This is a genomic window from Cytobacillus sp. FSL W7-1323 (assembly GCF_038595015.1).
Classification (GTDB): Bacteria; Bacillota; Bacilli; order Bacillales; family Cytobacillaceae; genus Cytobacillus; species Cytobacillus kochii.
In genome coordinates this window covers 2,334,916-2,353,515 of record NZ_CP151998.1, presented here as the reverse complement: position 1 = coordinate 2,353,515, position 18,600 = coordinate 2,334,916, and the positions used below count along the sequence as shown (strand labels likewise).

Below are 18,600 nucleotides of genomic sequence, written 5' to 3'. Positions count from 1 at the left end.
AGAGAGGACCAATCCATCTCTTCTCCAAAGTATTAATGGGCTAATTGATCACGGACAATATCATCGCCGTCTAAGTTAGATGGATAATAAGTCGGCCAGTGAGTTACTTCTTCCAATAATTTCTCGCGATCATCTCCCCAATAAAGATGAAAATGACTAGATTTCTGAGGGGATATAATATGGTCACTAAATTGAATGTATTGTGGCATCTCATTAGATTTTTCTGCAAGTTTATAGATAAAACGAACACCGCGATTTCCTTTTTCATAAGTCAGAATTTCATAGCCATCATATTCGTAGTCTCCAGAAAACTCTTCTCCGTCCTTGTAAAACGTTACATTACCATGATCAATAACAATACGCTCGACGTCTGTTACATAACCTTCTGTATAATAGTCTTTGTATTCTTCCGCAGTCATGTCACCTTCTTCAGCTTTATGTGCAAAGACTTCATCTAAATCACCATTTAAAAGGTAAGGGTAGACAGACTGCCAATCGCCTTCCCAGTCTGTTAATTCACGATCTGCTACTTGATCATCATCAAAATACCCTTGATAAATTTGTTTGCTTTCTTCATCATGCCCATGATGATCATCAATAACAATAGTTACCGGTTCTGATTCAGCAAATACCTCATGATTATCGTTGTAAAGAGCTGCTTTAATTTCTAAACCATCGACGCTTGCTTCGCCTGAGAAGGTGTCACCTTCTTGACCAGATGCAACCTCCCATTCTGATTGGCCACTTTCTCTTGTATACCAATGCCAGTGATCATAATCAGCATCTTCACTTAATACAGCAGCCAATTCAATGGTATCCCCAGTGTGATAATGATCACCTAAGCCATCGATCGCAATATCTGCTGTTTCAGCTGAAGTTGCATTATCATTTGTAGATTCCCCTTCTTCTGCAGAAGTACTGTTAGTAGTTGCTGTTTTTTCTGAATCTTGACAAGCTACTAATGCTAAACTTAAAGCCAATACACTTAGATATAAATACGGTCTTTTCAAAATAAACATCCTTTCGCGTTGGAATTAATCGTAACGATTACGTTTTAAAGAATATACTTTTAGAAGGCTGATCAATATGTATAGAGTATGATTTCCTCAGATGCATGTCTTTTCTGTTTAATCGTAACGATTACGTTTTAAAGAGTATAATGTTTTTAGTGGTTTGTCAATATGAATATATAATTTTTAAAAGAAGATTGATATTTCATTAGCTGAAAAGAGAGCAAAATAATTTGTTGGGTTCACTTTCAAAAAAGAAAGCTATTAATAAATGAGGAAAATTAGTTTATGAAAAATGCGATCAGATTTAATAGCAAGAAGAGTAGTGCTGAATAAGTAAAAATGACTAAGAATTATTCCTCTAGAAGATAAATCTGAAGATGCAGAGTTACAGTTCGTTTTAGGTAGGTGAGGATAATAAGAGAGTAAGATTTTAGTAATAAAATGAGAGTACTATTTTATGTGTTTGCTATTTATAGAGTGTACAAAAATTAGCATACCTGATAAAAATGTTAGGTATGCCAATTTTTGAATGTAGAAACAATAAAATTAATTGGTGCTTTGTTTAAATACATTTTTTCTAGATGTATTTTTGTGATTCTTTGCTTTTTGAGTAGGCATAAAACATGCTAAAATTAGTGCCGCAAAAGATAAAACTAACATAAATATATAGGCACTACTTGAGCCAAAGATAGATGCCAATTTAGCAAGTTGAACGGCAGAAATATGCCCATTTTCAAGGGATAATTCTTGAGCATAAGATGTAGATTGAATGGTGTAAATCGTGATAACTACTGCAGTACCAATCGCACCTGCTAATTGACGAATAGTATTGTTTACTGCTGAACCATGGGAACCTAACTCTCTTGGTAACGCGTTTAAACCCGCTGTATTTATAGGCATCGTAATAAAGCTTAAGCCAATTCGTAAAATACATGTTCGTAACAATAAATAAAAATAGGTAGTTGATGCTGATAAATCAATCACGCCCCACATCGCAATAATAATAAACACTAGACCTGTTATAAAAAGTGGCTTGGCGCCGTATTTATCATACATCCTACCTGTGACCGGTGATAAGAAAGCATTAATTATCGCACCAGGTAATAAAAGTAAACCTGCTTCAAAAGCTGTAAAACTTCGACCATCCTGTAAGTAGATGGGTAGTAGGATTAAATCAGCATACATAATCATAGTAATTAGTACATTGATTAGTGATGTGAGTGTAAATATTTTATACTTAAATATAGATAGATTTAACAATGGATCTTTGGAAGTCAATTGACGTGAACAAAATAAAGTCGTAACAATTAATCCGGTAATAATGGTCGTAATAACAACAGGGTCATCCCAGCCTTTGCTTCCTGCACTACTAAATCCAAATAAAATAGAACCAAAACCAAATGTTGATAAAATGACACTTAGAATATCTAACTTTGCTTTTGATGTTTCTGCCACATTCATTAAATATTTAAAGGCAAGTATAATAACGATTAATATAAAAGGAGTTATTCCAATAAATAGCCATCTCCATGATGAAAATTCCATAATAAAACCGGATAATGTAGGAGCAATAGCTGGTGCAAAAATCATCGCAAAGCCAATAGTACCCATAACACTTCCACGCTTTTCAATCGGATATAAATACAAAACAACTGTCATTAATAAAGGTATGATAATGCCAGCACCAATGGCTTGAATCATTCTTCCTGTTAATAACATGCCGAAATTGATTGAACAAGCACATAGGACTGAACCAAACAATAAAAAGAACATCGAGCTAATAAATAGCTGTCTAGTTGTAAATCGTTTCATTAAAAATGCTGTTATCGGTACTAAAACCCCGTTTACTAACATAAATCCCGTTGATAACCATTGTACAGTTGCAGCGGATACTTCAAAAATGTCCATAAAACCACTCATAGCCACATTTAATAAAGTCTGATTTAATGTTGATAAAAAGCAGCCAGCAATTAATACAACCATTAAAATATTTTTACTTCTTTTGGTTATTTCCTTTTCCATATATATACTCCTTACTCCAATTTGCATTATCAACATGACGTCGATAAAATTTATAGTAACAAATATATAATTTGATGACCATGAACAGTTTTATTTGCGAGTGTATACTAATCGACATATTGATCAGTAGTTGTCGTTGAAGTCAAATGAAAATATACGAAGGAGTTATAAATGTCTAATTCTAAAAAAGAAGATCCACGTACCATACGTACAAAAGAAATGTTTAAAAAATCTGTACTCTCTCTCTTAGGAGAGGAAGGCTACACCATTTCGAATTTGACAGTTCAGAAAGTAGCTGGAAAAGCAGGCTTAAATCGAACCACATTTTACTTGCATTATTTAGATATAGAAGACTTATTAACGCAAGTGACAGAAGAGCTAGTAAATGATCTTTCTTCTAGAATCTTTTCATTAATTCAAGTAAAAGATTTAACAGAAAAACAGCAACTAACACATTTATTAGATTTCTTGTATATCCATCGAAACTATTTACAAACTTTATTCAATTTAAATCAGTTTGAGGATCAATTATTTCTACAGATAAGAAAATTAATAGAAGTACGAAGAGAGAATACAGAGAAAGATTTACCTGACGATTATGTTTCCATTGAAATTAAAACTGCCTCTTTAGTAGGCATCATTATGTGGTGGATACGAAAGGGGATTCACTATAGTTCAGAGTATATTTCAGATCAGATATATTTAATGTACAAAGTGTAGTGTTGCTAAATGACTCTAACTTGTATATGGTATCTGTTTACCAAACGGTGTTGATATGAGTTCAACTATACATATCTATAATTTAAGGTAATAGATGTCAAAAAATGTTGAAAATGTCGCAATGGTTAGATAAACATATGAGACATAAATCACATAAGTCTAACTTAGTTGTACAAACAGTTTTTATAGTTCATTCTTTTATTTAAAGCTATAACAAATAGAGGTGTGAATAGCGAAAGTCATTTACAAATCCTAATAGTTTAAAATAATGTATAATTATTACATCCGGTATTTTTGACTACTGCTATTATACTTATTTAGTATGATTTTAAAATTGGTTACCAAGTTTATATAGGGAATTCTAGGGTTAGATCTAACCCTAGAATTCCCTGGTTCGTGCTTAGAAAATCAAAATCTTAGCGAGCATTTTATCATTTTATCCTTTCCAAACGACGTTTTCCTGTTCTTTTTCATTGATAGTCAGTTGAAAGATATCAGGCCTTGCATAATGGCCAAATACATCAAAGTCAAATTTGCTTTCTGCTATTTGGTCGAGAATAATATCGGCATAAATAATCTTTTCTTCTCCGTATACAGGCTCGGCTATAAATTGCCTAAGTGGGTTGACGATGGAGCTACCTCCACTCGTTAGTTCATTTTCTAATGATTGAAATTCAGGTCTTGATGATATTTCTTCAAGGTAAATCTCAGCAGAAGAAGCGTTCTTTTTGATAAATCGGGCATAAATATCATTAACTAATAACCTAGCAGATGATAATAACGCCCTATTAATAGACGAGATTCCCGCTGCAATTACAGCTGCTACTACAATCGCCCCAAATACCGGTGCATAAGTAGAGAAGAATAACGGAATAATCCGATCACTTGTTTCAACTGTTAAGCCTGGTACTAAACCACGGGTATGAGCGAACATCCCGATAAATAATGCTTCTAACGTCATTAACCAGGAGTTCCAAAATGGTGTGATTATAGAGCTAGAAAGAGTGATTTATATTAATATATTTAGTTTCTAAAATTGGTAATTAATTAAAATTAGGGAGGCAAGCAATATTCATTTTAAGTTAGCTAAGTGTTTAAGGCTTTACAATGCAATCTTGGAAGATTTTATGAGTTTAATTCAAGTGATTTAAAGAACTGTCCGATTTTGATTCCGTTAAGACGAAATATTATACTAGAAAACAAATATTAGATTATAATGATATGCTCCCTTTTAGATGGAATAAAAGTATGAAAATTCCATCTTTTATAGAGGGGTATTTCTTTTATCCAAAACCTTATTCTACATTATATAAAAGGATACTTTTATGAGCTGTATTTTTTCACAAGAACGTAAAGAGATTCTAACAAAATCCCATCTTATTTAAGAATATTTTTTTGAATTAAAAACGCTACAGCATGTGTTCGATTTAATGTATTGGTTTTTGCCATGACACTTTTGATATATTGTTTAATCGTCGTTTCACTAATCTCTAATATATGGGCAATTTGTTTCGTACTATAACCGCTTGCAGTACATTTCATTACTTCGTATTCACGTTTCGATAGTTTTATTTCTGCCTCCTCGATAAAATTAAATTGATTGAATAAAATTTCTCCAATGTCCTTGCTAAATAAAGTTGCTTCTATTAATAGTTTAAGGTCAAAGGGCTTCTTAAATTGGGATCCCAGAAAATAGCCAATGACAACTTGGTTAAATATGATAGGAACAACCAATAGAGCATCTTGGTTATCTGCGATAATATATTTTTTTGATATATTTAAATGGAAGTTATTTCCTTCATAATATTGTGGTGTTCTCGTTTTAATAGCTTTGAATATGGCCGGAATAGAAGTGATATCATCCCTTATAGAGGAAATATGTTTGAACTCTGACTTAGTAGCAGAAAGTATCCCCTCCGCTAAGTGGTCTATCGGAGAATATCGAAATAACATCGCTTCATTTAATGAAAAATCAGTAAGAAAGCTTTCCAATATTATTTTAATTTTATGCTCTTGATTGATAGCTGCCTTTATTTTATCTACGTTACTTTCCCATTTATCTAATTTAACCAATAAATACACTCTCCTTTTTTAATTTAGTCTTATATATTCATTACCTAATGGCATAGTTTATTTGTAATTTGACTTAAAGTATGTACTGTTTTATCAAAAAGTAGGAATAGTTGTTAGAATATTTAGATTATACAATATCATTGTAAGCGATTACAATTTTCTGAGTAAAAAGGAGGAGATCATTTGGCAAGTTTATCTGAAAGAGCAAAATTGTATTTGGAGAGCTTTTATTCTGGTCCGAAAATCGAATCATTTGATCCAATTGAATTAAAGGAAATTCAGAAAAATGCCCCAATACCTGAACAAAATATTCTACCTCATATTCATCGCAGAGAAGAGCGCTTAATTAAAGTAAATGATGGAGCAGAAATACGATTATGTATTTATTCACCGGAAGGAGAAGGGCCTTTTCCAGCACTAGTTTATTATCATGGAGGCGGTTGGGTCATTGGTTCTGTTGAAATGTTTGAAGCGGCCAATCGATTAGTAGCGACAGAGGCTAAAACGGTAGTTATCTCTGTGGATTATCGTCTTGCTCCGGAAAATCAATTTCCCATTCCAATGAATGATTGCTATACAGCACTAGAATGGGTAGCTAATCATGCAGAAGAGCTTAATGTAGATTTAACTAAAGTTTCTGTTGGTGGAGATAGTGCTGGTGGGAACTTATCCACGGTTATTGCCAAGAGAGCTTTAAACAATGGGCCATCCATTCAATCACAAGTTCTTATATACCCAGTCACAAACTTGGCATTCAATACCAATTCTTATAATGAATTTGCTGAAGGATATGGTCTCGATCGAGATCTTATGAAATGGTTTGGTTTCCATTATGTAGGTGATGAAAAAATGTATAGTCATCCCGATGTATCACCATTAAAATACGATACTGTTCAAGGGCTACCCCCAACTATTATTATCGCAGCGGAAAATGATGTTCTAAAAGATGAGGGAATTGCTTATGCAGAAAAGTTAAGACGAGACGGTGTACCTGTTCAATATGAAGTGATATCAGGGGCAGTCCATGGTTATTACAGTAATATGGATTTCTTTGAAGAAGAAACAAAAGAGTCTGTTCAACATATTGTGAAATTTTTAAATAATGTCCACCAAGGGGGAGAGAAAGCAGTAAATAAGTAGCTAAAGATCATATGTTCTAAAAATCATCTATTACACTACAAAGGGGGATAAGGAATGACTCAATATGTTGACGCTGTAGTGATTGGTGCTGGCTTTTCTGGAATCTATATGACGTATAAATTACACGAAGACGGTTTTTCTGTAAAGACATTTGAAAAGGCAGCTGGAGTTGGTGGCGTGTGGAATGTCGCTAGGTATCCTGGTGCCCGATGTGATTCAGATAGTTTTTATTATAATTTTATGTTCTCAGAGGATTTATATAAAAAGTGGTCTTGGTCTAAAAGGTTTGCTGGTCAAGATGAAATTTTAAGCTATTTGAATTTCGTAGCTGATGAATTAGATGTTAGGCAATATATGCAATTTAATACGGAAGTCAAATCGGCCGTTTGGAATGAAGAACATTCAATGTGGCACATTACAACGGGAAAAGGTGATGAGTTTGCTGCAACTTACTTAATTTCAGGCGTCGGCTGCCTATCCACCTCAAGTATTCCCAACTTTAAAGGGATTGCAGATTTTCAAGGTCAAAGCTACCATACCGGTGAATGGCCACATACTGACGTTAATTTTAAAGGCAAGCGTGTGGGAGTGATTGGCACAGGCTCTAGTGGTGTACAATCGATTCCTGTTATTGCAGAAACTGCGAAAGAAGTCTATGTATTTCAACGAACACCGCAATATTCTGTACCAACTAGAAATCGTTCATTTACGCACGAGGAAGTTGAACAATTTAAAAATGAGTTTCATTCAGCACGAAGAATCATGTTAACCTCACCTTCAGGATTACCCATTCCTAAAGCAACCAAATCCATAGTAGAAACGCCAGAAGAGGAACGTAATACAATCTTAGAAAATGCTTGGGACAAAGGGGGGATGATTTTAAACAATGCATTTAATGATATAACGATTAATGAGAAATCAAATGAGTTAGTATCAGAATTTCTTAGAAATAAAATTCGTGCAAAAATTAAAAATCCTGAAGTTGCTGAAGATCTCCTTCCATATTATTACTACGCAACAAAACGCCCAATCTTAGATACAAACTATCATGATACGTATAACCAAGAACATGTCACATTAGTAAATTTACAACAGCAACCAATTGAGTGTATAACAAAAAACGGAATTAAAACAACGGAAAAAGAATATCCACTAGATCTGATTGTTTTTGCAACTGGTTATGATGCCATGACAGGGACGCTATTGAAACTAGATATAAAAGGACGTAAAGGGCTGTCCCTTAGAGACAAGTGGCAAAATGGGAAAAAAGTTGAGACGTATTTAGGACTTGGCTTAGCAGGATTCCCAAATTTTTTTACGATTACTGGGCCACAAAGTCCTTCTGTTTTAACCAATGTACCGTCAGCCATTGAACAACATGTTGAATGGATATCAGATTGCCTAAAGTACATGCGTCAACATCATCTGAAAACGATTGAGCCAACTGAGGATGCACAAAGGCAATGGAGTAAGGATTGTACAGAGCTTGCCCATAATACGCTATTTACAAAAACAGCGTCCTGGTATACAGGATCTAATATTGATGGAAAGTCACCAGATTTCTTAATTTATTTAGGTGGTTTAGACAATTATCGCCAAATATGTAACAAGGTCTCTCAACAGGGTTACAAAGGATATGTTTTAGGAGTTAATAAAATTCAAGTCTGATTAGGAGGAATGAGCATGGCCAATACTACGTTAGAAATTAATCCGATCGTTCAAGCGTTTTTAAGTGGAACAAAGGAAATGTTCTTAAATGGCAAATGGGTTCCGGCAATTAAGGGGAAAGTGTATGAATCTATTAACCCAACAACGAATGAAATTCTGGCAAAAATCTATGAAGGGGATGAGGAAGATCTCGATGTAGCAGTAAAGGCTGCCAGACGAGCTTTTGAAGGTAGCTGGAAAAATACAGCTCCAAGAGAGAGAGCTAGATTATTAAATAAGCTAGCGGATTTATTAGAAGAAAATTTAGAAGTTATTACGCAACTGGATGCCCTTGATTATGGTGGTACACTTGCAGTTGCAGGTGGCTTTGCAGAGAATGCAGTACATCATGTTCGTTACTATGCTGGTTGGGCAACAAAGCTTTATGGCAATACTCTCGAACTAACTAGTGGTGGAAATATCCATGCATTTACTAAACGTGAACCCCTTGGTGTTTGTGGTCAGATCACCTCATGGAACTTCCCTGCTTTAGTTGCATGTTGGAAGATTGCTGCTCCAATAGCAGCCGGGAATACTGTTGTGATAAAACCTTCACAACAAACATCTTTATCTACTTTATATATTGGTAAATTAATAGAAGATGCTGGTTTTCCCCCTGGGGTGGTTAATATTGTTACAGGTGCAGGAGGTAAGCTCGGGGAAGCGATTACATCACACCCTGATATCGATAAAATCGGTTTCACAGGCTCAACTAGTGTGGGAAGACGAATTATGGAAAAAGCCTCGAAATCTTTAAAGAAAATCACGCTCGAACTAGGGGGCAAATCGCCAAACATAATCTTTGCAGATGCGGATTTAAACAAAGCGATTCCTGGCGCTATAAAAGCGATCCTCATGAATACAGGGCAAGTGTGTGCGGCAGGCTCACGACTATATATTGAACGTTCTGTTTACGATACGGTCAAGGAGAAGCTTGTTGAAATAGCAGAAAGCTTTGTTTTAGGTGATCCTCTTGATCCAAATGCTCAAATGGGGCCACTCATTTCGAAAAACCAAATAACCACTGTAGAAAAATATGTTGAACTTGCCAAAAAAGATGGAGCTACCATTCTCACCGGGGGGAAACGACCTGATAGTCCAGATCTTCAACAAGGAAACTTCTATTTACCAACAATTATCGAAGGACTTGATGAAAAATGTCAGTCTGTCTATGAGGAGATTTTTGGTCCTGTCCTTTGCATTATGCCTTTTGATTCAATCGAGGAAGTCGTTGAGAGAGCGAATGCTACAGAATATGGACTAGCTTCAGGTGTGTGGACGACAAATATAGAGACAACCCATAAAATGGTTGATTCATTAAATGCTGGTTCTGTTTGGGTCAACGAATATTATTTAACTGATGACAATATCCCATTAACTGGATTTAAGCAAAGTGGAATAGGGTCGGAATTAGGATTAGCAGGTATAGAAGCTTATACAAAAGTAAAAAGTGTTGCCATTAACCATGGATAGGGAGCTGATGTTATGAAGGCATTAGTAATTGAAGGAATAAAAAATGCAATTGTTCAAGAGGTCGCTGACCCTACAATTGATGAGAATGGGGTGATTGTAAAGGTAAAAGCAAATGGCGTTTGCCGTAGTGATTGGCATTACTGGGCAGGAGATATACCGATTACCCAAAAAATATTAGGTCATGAATTTACTGGTGTTGTCGAAGAAGTAGGTAAAAATGTGAAAAACTATAAAAAAGGAGACCGCGTTATCGTTCCTTTCTCTGGTAGTGATGGTACATGTCCTTATTGCCTACAAGGCCACTCTAACCTCTGTCACTCTTCCTTTATTCCGGGTTCGACTTACAATGGGGGGTATGCGGAGTATGTAGGAGTTCCATTGGGTGACCGCAATATTATTCCTTTAGCAGATGAAATTAGTTTTCTAGATGGTGCTGCATTAGGTTGTCGTTTAATGACAGCTTTTCATGGAGTAGTCGATCGAGCAAAAGTGGAACCAGGTGAGTGGGTAGTGGTCTATGGATGTGGAGGAGTGGGCTTAAATGCCATTAATATTGCTGCTTCCATTGGTGCAACCGTCATTGGTGTCGATATTAATCCAAAGAATCTAGAGTTGGCTAAGCAAATGGGAGCACATGTAGTGATTAATAGTAAAGAAGTAGATCCGGTTCATGCAGTGAAGGAAATCACTGGTGGTGGGGCGAATGTATCAATTGATGCCCTTGGTATTGCAGATACATGTTTAAATGGGATTAATAGTTTAGCTAAACGTGGTCGTCACTTGCAAGTTGGAGTGACAACACAGGTTGAAGGCGGAAAGATTGCCTTACCTATTGATCAAATGGTTATGCAAGAAATCCAATTTATCGGAACTTTAGGGATGCCGAATCACCGTTTTGATTCATTACTTCCTTTAGTATTGCAAGGGAAAATAACACCAGGTAAGATGGTAACAGCAGAAATCAGTTTATCAGAAGTAACAAAAATCTTTGAAGAAATGAGCAATTTTAATACATCAGGAACTTACATTGTAACAGAATTCGATAAAAGCACTGTAACAGCATAAAGTAATGGAGCGTCCTAATTTTTAGGATGCTCTTTTCAATTTTTTTAGAAAAATTTTAAATCTTGCAACATGCTAGAATAGTTAATTATAAATGCACATCGAGTGAATGTGGCTATTGCTAGGTGGAAAGAACTGAAAGGAAAGGACTAAAAGAATAATACACAATGGTATGTATATATCGCTTTTTTTTAAAATACGAAAATAATTTGCAGGGTTTCACTACTCAATAGTCGAATGTATGTTCTTAAGAGGTGAAAGTATGAATAATGAAACGTTAGTACAAAACAAAAAAAGTTGGGATAAAGCCGCAGAGCGTTTTTTTGCTAGAAACCCGCTACCTGAATATGGTCCGTTCGCACCTACAGAAGAAGATTTACAGTTATTCGGTGAGGTGAAAGGAAAGAGGATATTGGAATTAGGATGTGGGAGTGGTCATTCAATCAAATATTTAGATGGAAAATCTCCTAGTGAGTTATGGGGGCTTGATTTATCTCATGTGCAAATTCAAACAGCTAAGCACTTATTAGCAGAAAGTAATACATCGATTCAATTATTTGAGTCTCCAATGGAAGAGAATCCTGGTATCCCAAGTGCGTATTTTGATATTGTCTTTTCAATATACGCGATCGGATGGTCGACGGATTTAAGAAAGACATTGGCCAATGTCTTTCAATATTTAAATGATGGTGGTTTATTTATCTTTAGTTGGGAGCACCCACTATATAATAGAATGAGCCACGAAAATGGACAACTCGTTATGACTAAAAGCTATCATGAGGAAGGTGCTTATAATCATCATGCATGGCAGGAACCAGCAACAATGCAACAATATAAATTAAGTACATATATAAATTTACTTATTGCTTCTGGCTTTCATATTGAGCAAATAATCGAAGAGGTCTGTATAACAGAAGAAGATAAAGAAAGACATAGTAATGTCTGGTATTCACCTGATAAAGCTAGTCTATTACCGACTAGCTTTATTATCAAATGTCGTAAGCCAAACATATAGGGTAAACAAAAAAGGCTTTCAAACTAGAAATGGAAGTCTTTTTTTATCATGCACATTCAATTATTTTATAGCATTTTTTAATTACGAATAATAATATAAACCAAATAAATAATGTATGCGACAGCGAGAATGAACCCTTCTCTTTTGCCGATTTTAAAACTGGTCCGCGAGAATATAAATAGAACAATCGTTAAGATTATCATAAGAATGACATCAATAAAGACTTTATCATTTACGGCTAATGGTGAGATGGTTGCCGAGGCACCAAGTACAAATAAAATATTAAAAATATTACTACCTACAATATTACCCAAAGCGATTTCGCTCTCTTTTTTTAACGCTGCAGTAATTGAAGTTACTAGCTCCGGTAGAGAGGTCCCTATTGCAACAATTGTTAACCCTACTAATGTTTCACTCATACCGAGGGAGTACGCAATTTCTGTCCCATTGTTAACGACCAAATTCCCACCAAAAATAATGGCCGCCAGACCTAAAATCGAAATGAATATATTTTTACCCCACGTAATGTCTTTAGGAGTAGTTATATTTTCTTTATTCTGCCTACTTTTTAGACCAATTTCAATGACATAGTACAGAAATATAGATAAAAATAATAAAAAGACAAGACCATCACTACGAGTAAGTAAATTACTATCAAAACCCTGTAATGCCACATCACTCATAAGAATGAGCAAAGTAACACTTGCAAGTAATGTGAAAGGGATTTCTTTTTTTATGGTTTCACTTTGTACTTTCAATGGATATAAAAAGGCTGTAACACCGACCACAAGTGTGATATTAAAGATATTGCTTCCAAGTACATTCCCTAGTGAAACATCTGCACTTCCTTCAAGTGCCGCAATAATACTAACAGTAGCCTCAGGTGAACTTGTACCAAATGCCACAATCGTTAACCCAATTAAAATGGGCGGGACTCTTAACAACCTAGCAATATTGGAAGAACCGTCAACAAAAAGATCAGCCCCTTTAATCAATAATGCGAATCCAACAAGTAATAAAATATAAGTCATCATCCACGCTCCCTTTTACATATATGGATACCTACTATTATTTTCTTCCTACACCTGTTTATACCATGAATTTGTTATGGATGTATATTAATTATGTTTGAAAAAATGAAGCGTTTATCATTAATCAATGAAATTTCAAAGCAATGGGAAACAAGCACTAAAAGGTCAAGATAAAGGGAAGCGTGTTCAATTGTTAATAGCTGATGTTGTTTGCACAAACTCTGAGAAGTACTTAATATGTAAAGAAGATGATTTTCCCTGATTGAGGTGCTAACTTGTAGCTTTAACTTAAAACTGATGAATGCATTTTTACATACGTCTAGTATGGAAAGGATAAATAAAAGGGGGACAGGTTTATGTCAATTGTCTCTAGGAAGGAAGCGTAAGGATGAAAAAAATTTTAGTAATAGAGGATGATATTTCACTGAATCAAGGCATTACCCTGAGTTTGAAACAAGATAATTATTCATTTACTCAAGTATATACATTAGAAGAAGCGACTGTTGCTTTACATAAGGATATATATGATTTGATGCTTGTAGATATTAATTTGCCAGATGGAAATGGTGTTGAATGGATTCAAGCTATGATGAAGAATGACTTGTGTCCTTTCATCTTTCTGACAGCAAATGATCTTGAAGTCGATATTGTGAGAGGGTTAGAACTTGGTGCCGATGACTATATAACGAAACCATTCAGTTTAATGATCTTACGGGCAAGAGTTTCAGCGGTGTTCCGTAGACAACAATCTCATCAGAATACAGATATTTATCAAATCGGAAATTTTTATTTCAACTTTGAAAAAATGCAATTTATGAATCAATCACTGCCAATAGAATTAAGCAAGACGGAACAGAAATTGTTGCGCTTATTAATCATCAATAGAGGGCAAACTCTACAACGAGAACTGTTGATAGATAAGGTATGGTTGGATGAATCAGCATTTGTTGAGAAGAATGCTCTTTCGGTTGCTATTAAAAGGCTGAGAGATAAGTTAGGGGTAGAGAATAGAATTGAAACAGTATACGGGATAGGCTACTCATGGAAAAAATAGCTGTTTTGTTGGTGATGATTGTATCTATTATAAGCACATGGCTATTTGGGAAATGGTATTATGAGCGAAAAATGAGCCGAATGTTAAATCGCTTATCTGAGATGATTGAATCAGCTAAGAACGGACCATTCAGAGAGTCGACGTATGATGAGTCAAAATTATCCGCGATAGAATCAAAGATGAGGCAGTATCTCTTAGAAAGTGGGACATCTAAAGAACAGCTTTCAAAAGAACGTGACGAGATAAAGACATTAATATCTGATATAGCCCATCAAACTAAAACACCCATATCCAATATTATGCTTTATGGGCAACTGTTAGATGAAGAAGGCTTATCAGTGAATGGAAAGACTTATATTAATCAATTAAACCATCAAACGACAAAATTAAGCTTTTTAGTACAAGCCTTAGTAAATACCTCGCGATTAGAAACCGGTATGATCCATGTGACGCCAAAACGACAGTTATTGAGACCTTTACTAGAAGATATTATTAAAGATTTGCAGCCCATGTTTAACGAGAAGCAACAAAGTATTCATCTTCAATGTGGGCTAGAACAAGCTAGTTTTGATTATAAATGGACAAAAGAGGCATTATTAAACATTGTTGATAATGCTAATAAATATACGAAAGAAGCAGGAGAAATAACAATTAAAGTACTTGAATATGAAAGCTTCTGTAGGATAGATATCCAGGACTCAGGCATTGGTATAAAAGAATCTGAAATAAACAAGATTTTTATTCGGTTTTACCGTTCTAAAGAGGTGTATCATATGGAAGGTGTAGGGATAGGCTTGTTTTTGACAAGAGAAATTATTATGCTCCAAGGTGGTTATATTAAAGTTGCCTCTAAGCAAAATCAAGGATCATTGTTTTCAGTTTTTCTTCCAAAATCATAAATACTTTTCATTTCTTTCAATTGTGACAGATTTCAGAAAGAACATAGAAAGATTTAATTTTTACAATCACATTGTTAACAAACAAGTATTTTGGAGGAGAGACATTTGAACATAGTTACAGCAAACGCTTTAAAAAAACTCTATGGTAGTGGAACGAATATTGTAAAAGCATTAGATCATGTTACCTTAGAAATTGAGCATGGAGAATTTGTAACGATAATCGGGACATCAGGTAGTGGGAAATCCACTTTACTCCATATGCTTGGTGGTTTGGATTTTCCAGATTCAGGTGAGGTAATCGTTGATGGTCAATCTTTATTTGCCTTAAGTCCTGATGAATTAACTATTTTTCGCAGACGTAAAATCGGTTTTATTTTTCAACAATTTAATTTAATCCCCGTCCTAAATGTATATGAAAATATTGTTTTGCCAATAGAATTAGATGGTAATCAGGTCGATGAGGAATATGTTCAGGAGATTATTACATTATTAGGGTTGAAGGATAAAGTATACAATCTTCCTCATCAACTTTCAGGAGGACAACAGCAGCGTGTTGCTATAGCAAGAGCACTGGCAACAAAACCCTCAATAATACTTGCAGATGAGCCTACAGGAAACTTAGATAGTAAAACGAGCTTAGATGTGATTGGCTTATTAAAAGTAACAAGTGATCGTTTTAAGCAGACAATTATTATGATTACACATAACGAAGAAATCGCACAAATGGCGGATCGCACCATACGAATAGAGGATGGTCAGATCGTAGGTGGTATGGGTTATGCTAAAGGTTAATAATCGAAAGGTCATTCATACATTATCTAAACGTTTACTGAAAGAAAATAAGTCTAGAAATAAAGTAGCATTACTGGCGATTATTTTAACAAGTTTTATGCTGAGTGCCTTGATCCTTTTTGGCATGAATGCTTATCGGTTCAATGAAGTAAATTGGATTCAATCTGCGGGAACAGCAGCTGATGCATATTTAACCAATCCGACAGAATTACAGTTATCTACTTTAGATAAATCATCTTCAGTTGAACGAATAGGTCAAATTACACAAGTTGCAAGTAGTGAAATGGATGATGATCGTATTGAATTAAGTTACTTATCAAAAGAAGCATTTCAAATGAAGCAAGATGCATTATATCCAATAAAGGGAGAATACCCGAAAAAGCAAAATGAAATCATGCTCTCGGTTGAAGCAGTTAACCATTTAACTGGTTCAACACCGAAAAAGGGATTGAAAATTGAATTACCGATTTCTGATGAGCACGGGAATCAGGTTATGCAGGAATTTATTCTTACAGGGTGGTTTACTGATCCACTAGCTTCAAATAATCCTTTAACCAGTATTGGGTTTGTTTCAAAAGCCTACTTAGAAAGTACAAATCACACCATAGAAAATAACGGGTATGCAGATGTTCAGTTTAAAAGAGGAATAACCGCAGAAGATGAAATAGAACGGTTAGAACAGCAAATAAAAACACTTGATTCTCAAGCATTTGCAACATACTTTAATTTATCTGGATCAAGTGATCAAATGTTGATGCTTGTAGGTATTGGAGTAGTTATCCTCCTTATTATGTTTAGTGGATACTTACTTATTTATAATATCTTTTATCTATCGATTTCACACGATATTCGGTCATATGGACTTTTGAAAACAATTGGAACTACTGCTAAACAGCTTCAACAAATTATTAGAGGACAAGCATTGAGCCTTTCTGTCATTGGTATTCCAATTGGTAGTGCCATAGCTATCGCTTTAGCTTTTGGTTTTGCTTTATATGGCGGCCTACCCAATTTCTTTAGATATTGGCAAGTACAGTTAGTACTCATTATATTAAGTAGTTTCTTCGCATTTATGACTGTTCTTATTAGTGTATGGAAACCAGCCCGAAAGGTTGGGAAGATATCACCAGTAGAAGCAACTCGTTATACAGATATAAAAATTCAAAATAAAAAAACGAAGTTAACAACCCATGGTGGAAAAATAGGGAAAATGGCATGGAGAAACATTTTCCGACATGGTAAAAGGACCACTGTAGTTTTTATGTCCTTATTCTTTGGTTTAACAACATTTTTATCGGTTTTTACAGTTGTTGAAAGCTTGGATATTGAGAATTATGTGTCCAGAACTATGGTAAGCGATATTGAAATGCGCAATAGCTATATGGTTGGTGATGATGGGGAATTTGAACCAATTTACAATTTATCGAGCAAACTAATCAATGAAGTTAAAGCAGTTCCTGGAGTTACTGCTGTTATGCCGCAGTACGAATCTAAATATAAAGCAGAATTTTCGGATGAATTTTCATCTTATTATAATTGGGCTAAGGATAGTATTTCAAAAGCAGATCTGGCAAAGCGATTTGAGGGTGAAATGATTAGCTTAGAAAGTGAGGATTTCGAATGTTTATTTAGTATTCAGACCAGTGAAATAAATAGCAATATAGATTTACCCAAGTCAAATACGGTCTATTTAAGTCAATCACTGGAGGGAACCTACGAGCTTCCAAGTCATTTTGATATCACTCATCCAATCTCGGGTAAAGAATATAAAGTTAATTTTGGAGGCTACCTACCAATCTCTCTAAGATCATCCGGAATTAATCACTGGGCACCGACCTTAATAGTACCGGAAAAATTTATGAATACCTTCAATGGTAAAGTTCAACCAGTGATCGGGTCGGTCTATGTGTCCGTCGAAAAAGGAAAAGACAAGGAAGTCCATCAACAAATCCAACAGATATCTGAGAAATACGGTGATTTCCAAATCGAAACAAAAGAAGCCCTACGTGATAATCTGCAGCTATCAAAAATTGCAATCTCACTTATTGGTGGTGGGTTTTCTGTTCTACTTGCCTTAATAGGCATTGTGAACTTTATTAATATCATGTTTACCGGAATAATCAACCGAAAACAAGAGTTATCTGTATTAGAAAGTATTGGCATGACAAGGAAGCAAGTGAATAAGATGGTTGCGATTGAAGGCGCATATTATGCTATGATTTCCTTGGGATTAGTATGGACATTAGGAAATGGAATAGCTTATGGATTATTCACTTTATTTAATTCAGTCTCAAAATATGCAGTCTATCAGTTCCCAGTCACCCCAATGGTACTTGTGTCATTAGTCGTAGTCATTATTTGTGTGACAGTTCCATTGCTAACCTACAAAAAAATGACAAAACAATCAATTACTGAGCGATTGCAGGAGAATATGTATTAAACGAGGATATGATAATAAGAATCAAATTCCTTAATGCAAGAAAAATTGATGCACAGGAATCTCGATGATAGTAAAACTGTAGTAATTATAGAATCTACAGGTGAAACAATCAAATTATGTTAAGGAAAGATAAGAAACTACTATTAATAAAAGTAATAG

General features: G+C 34.9%; 15 protein-coding genes. 10 read left to right on the top strand and 5 right to left on the bottom strand.

The features are described from left to right. Positions 1 to 32 precede the first annotated feature (32 nt). Both MKX67_RS12030 and MKX67_RS12025 read right to left on the bottom strand, forming a co-directional pair. Positions 33 to 1,019 carry a metal-binding protein ZinT gene (locus MKX67_RS12030; RefSeq protein WP_341051176.1) on the bottom strand — a complete coding sequence of 329 codons (987 nt, stop codon included), beginning with the start codon at positions 1,017 to 1,019 and terminating at the stop codon, positions 33 to 35. 540 nt (positions 1,020 to 1,559) lie between these two features. Next, positions 1,560 to 3,035, bottom strand: coding sequence for a DHA2 family efflux MFS transporter permease subunit (locus MKX67_RS12025; RefSeq protein WP_340975032.1), 1,476 nt, complete (start codon positions 3,033 to 3,035; stop codon positions 1,560 to 1,562). 171 nt (positions 3,036 to 3,206) lie between these two features. On the opposite strand from MKX67_RS12025, the gene MKX67_RS12020 reads away from it, so the two are divergent. Then, entirely contained in the window at positions 3,207 to 3,755 is a 549-nt protein-coding gene (locus MKX67_RS12020; RefSeq protein ID WP_095373236.1) for a TetR/AcrR family transcriptional regulator, read from the top strand. A gap of 436 nt (positions 3,756 to 4,191) precedes the next feature. Here MKX67_RS12020 and MKX67_RS12015 read toward each other — a convergent pair whose 3' ends face one another. Both MKX67_RS12015 and MKX67_RS12010 read right to left on the bottom strand, forming a co-directional pair. Continuing rightward, positions 4,192 to 4,716 (bottom strand): hypothetical protein, encoded by a 525-nt coding sequence (locus MKX67_RS12015; RefSeq protein ID WP_157733982.1) that lies wholly within the window; start codon positions 4,714 to 4,716, stop codon positions 4,192 to 4,194. A 416-nt stretch (positions 4,717 to 5,132) separates the two neighbouring features. Continuing rightward, positions 5,133 to 5,837, bottom strand: coding sequence for a helix-turn-helix transcriptional regulator (locus MKX67_RS12010; protein ID WP_307313787.1), 705 nt, complete (start codon positions 5,835 to 5,837; stop codon positions 5,133 to 5,135). 174 nt (positions 5,838 to 6,011) lie between these two features. On the opposite strand from MKX67_RS12010, the gene MKX67_RS12005 reads away from it, so the two are divergent. The 5 genes from MKX67_RS12005 (at position 6,012) to MKX67_RS11985 (ending at position 12,225) form a co-directional block, all read left to right on the top strand. Continuing rightward, positions 6,012 to 6,968 carry an alpha/beta hydrolase gene (locus MKX67_RS12005; RefSeq protein WP_341051163.1) on the top strand — a complete coding sequence of 319 codons (957 nt, stop codon included), beginning with the start codon at positions 6,012 to 6,014 and terminating at the stop codon, positions 6,966 to 6,968. Between the two features lie 54 nt (positions 6,969 to 7,022). Continuing rightward, positions 7,023 to 8,636, top strand: coding sequence for an NAD(P)/FAD-dependent oxidoreductase (locus MKX67_RS12000; protein WP_095373239.1), 1,614 nt, complete (start codon positions 7,023 to 7,025; stop codon positions 8,634 to 8,636). 15 nt (positions 8,637 to 8,651) lie between these two features. Further along, positions 8,652 to 10,148 (top strand): aldehyde dehydrogenase family protein, encoded by a 1,497-nt coding sequence (locus tag MKX67_RS11995; protein WP_342488236.1) that lies wholly within the window; start codon positions 8,652 to 8,654, stop codon positions 10,146 to 10,148. 12 nt (positions 10,149 to 10,160) lie between these two features. Continuing rightward, complete coding sequence (locus tag MKX67_RS11990; RefSeq protein WP_095373241.1) at positions 10,161 to 11,213, top strand: alcohol dehydrogenase catalytic domain-containing protein; 1,053 nt, start codon at positions 10,161 to 10,163, stop codon at positions 11,211 to 11,213. A gap of 259 nt (positions 11,214 to 11,472) precedes the next feature. Beyond that, on the top strand, positions 11,473 to 12,225 hold the full coding sequence (locus tag MKX67_RS11985; RefSeq protein WP_341093711.1) for a class I SAM-dependent methyltransferase: 753 nt from the start codon (positions 11,473 to 11,475) through the stop codon (positions 12,223 to 12,225). 77 nt (positions 12,226 to 12,302) lie between these two features. Here MKX67_RS11985 and MKX67_RS11980 read toward each other — a convergent pair whose 3' ends face one another. After that, the gene (locus MKX67_RS11980; RefSeq protein ID WP_095373243.1) at positions 12,303 to 13,256 is read right to left on the bottom strand and encodes a calcium/sodium antiporter; all 954 of its coding nucleotides are present in this window, start codon (positions 13,254 to 13,256) and stop codon (positions 12,303 to 12,305) included. A 388-nt stretch (positions 13,257 to 13,644) separates the two neighbouring features. Here MKX67_RS11980 and MKX67_RS11975 point away from each other — a divergent pair, with 388 nt between their 5' ends. The 4 genes from MKX67_RS11975 to MKX67_RS11960 all read left to right on the top strand — a co-directional run bounded on the left by MKX67_RS11975 (position 13,645) and on the right by MKX67_RS11960 (position 18,441). Further along, entirely contained in the window at positions 13,645 to 14,310 is a 666-nt protein-coding gene (locus tag MKX67_RS11975; RefSeq protein WP_322909374.1) for a response regulator transcription factor, read from the top strand. Beyond that, on the top strand, positions 14,298 to 15,209 hold the full coding sequence (locus MKX67_RS11970) for a HAMP domain-containing sensor histidine kinase (protein ID WP_342488235.1): 912 nt from the start codon (positions 14,298 to 14,300) through the stop codon (positions 15,207 to 15,209). The genes MKX67_RS11975 and MKX67_RS11970 overlap by 13 nt, the downstream gene beginning before the upstream one ends. Positions 15,210 to 15,314: 105 nt before the next feature. Next, a complete protein-coding gene (locus MKX67_RS11965) occupies positions 15,315 to 16,001 on the top strand; it encodes an ABC transporter ATP-binding protein (protein ID WP_095373246.1) in 687 nt (228 codons plus the stop codon). After that, complete coding sequence (locus MKX67_RS11960; protein WP_342488234.1) at positions 15,988 to 18,441, top strand: ABC transporter permease; 2,454 nt, start codon at positions 15,988 to 15,990, stop codon at positions 18,439 to 18,441. Before MKX67_RS11965 ends, MKX67_RS11960 begins: the two co-directional genes overlap by 14 nt. Positions 18,442 to 18,600 lie beyond the last annotated feature (159 nt).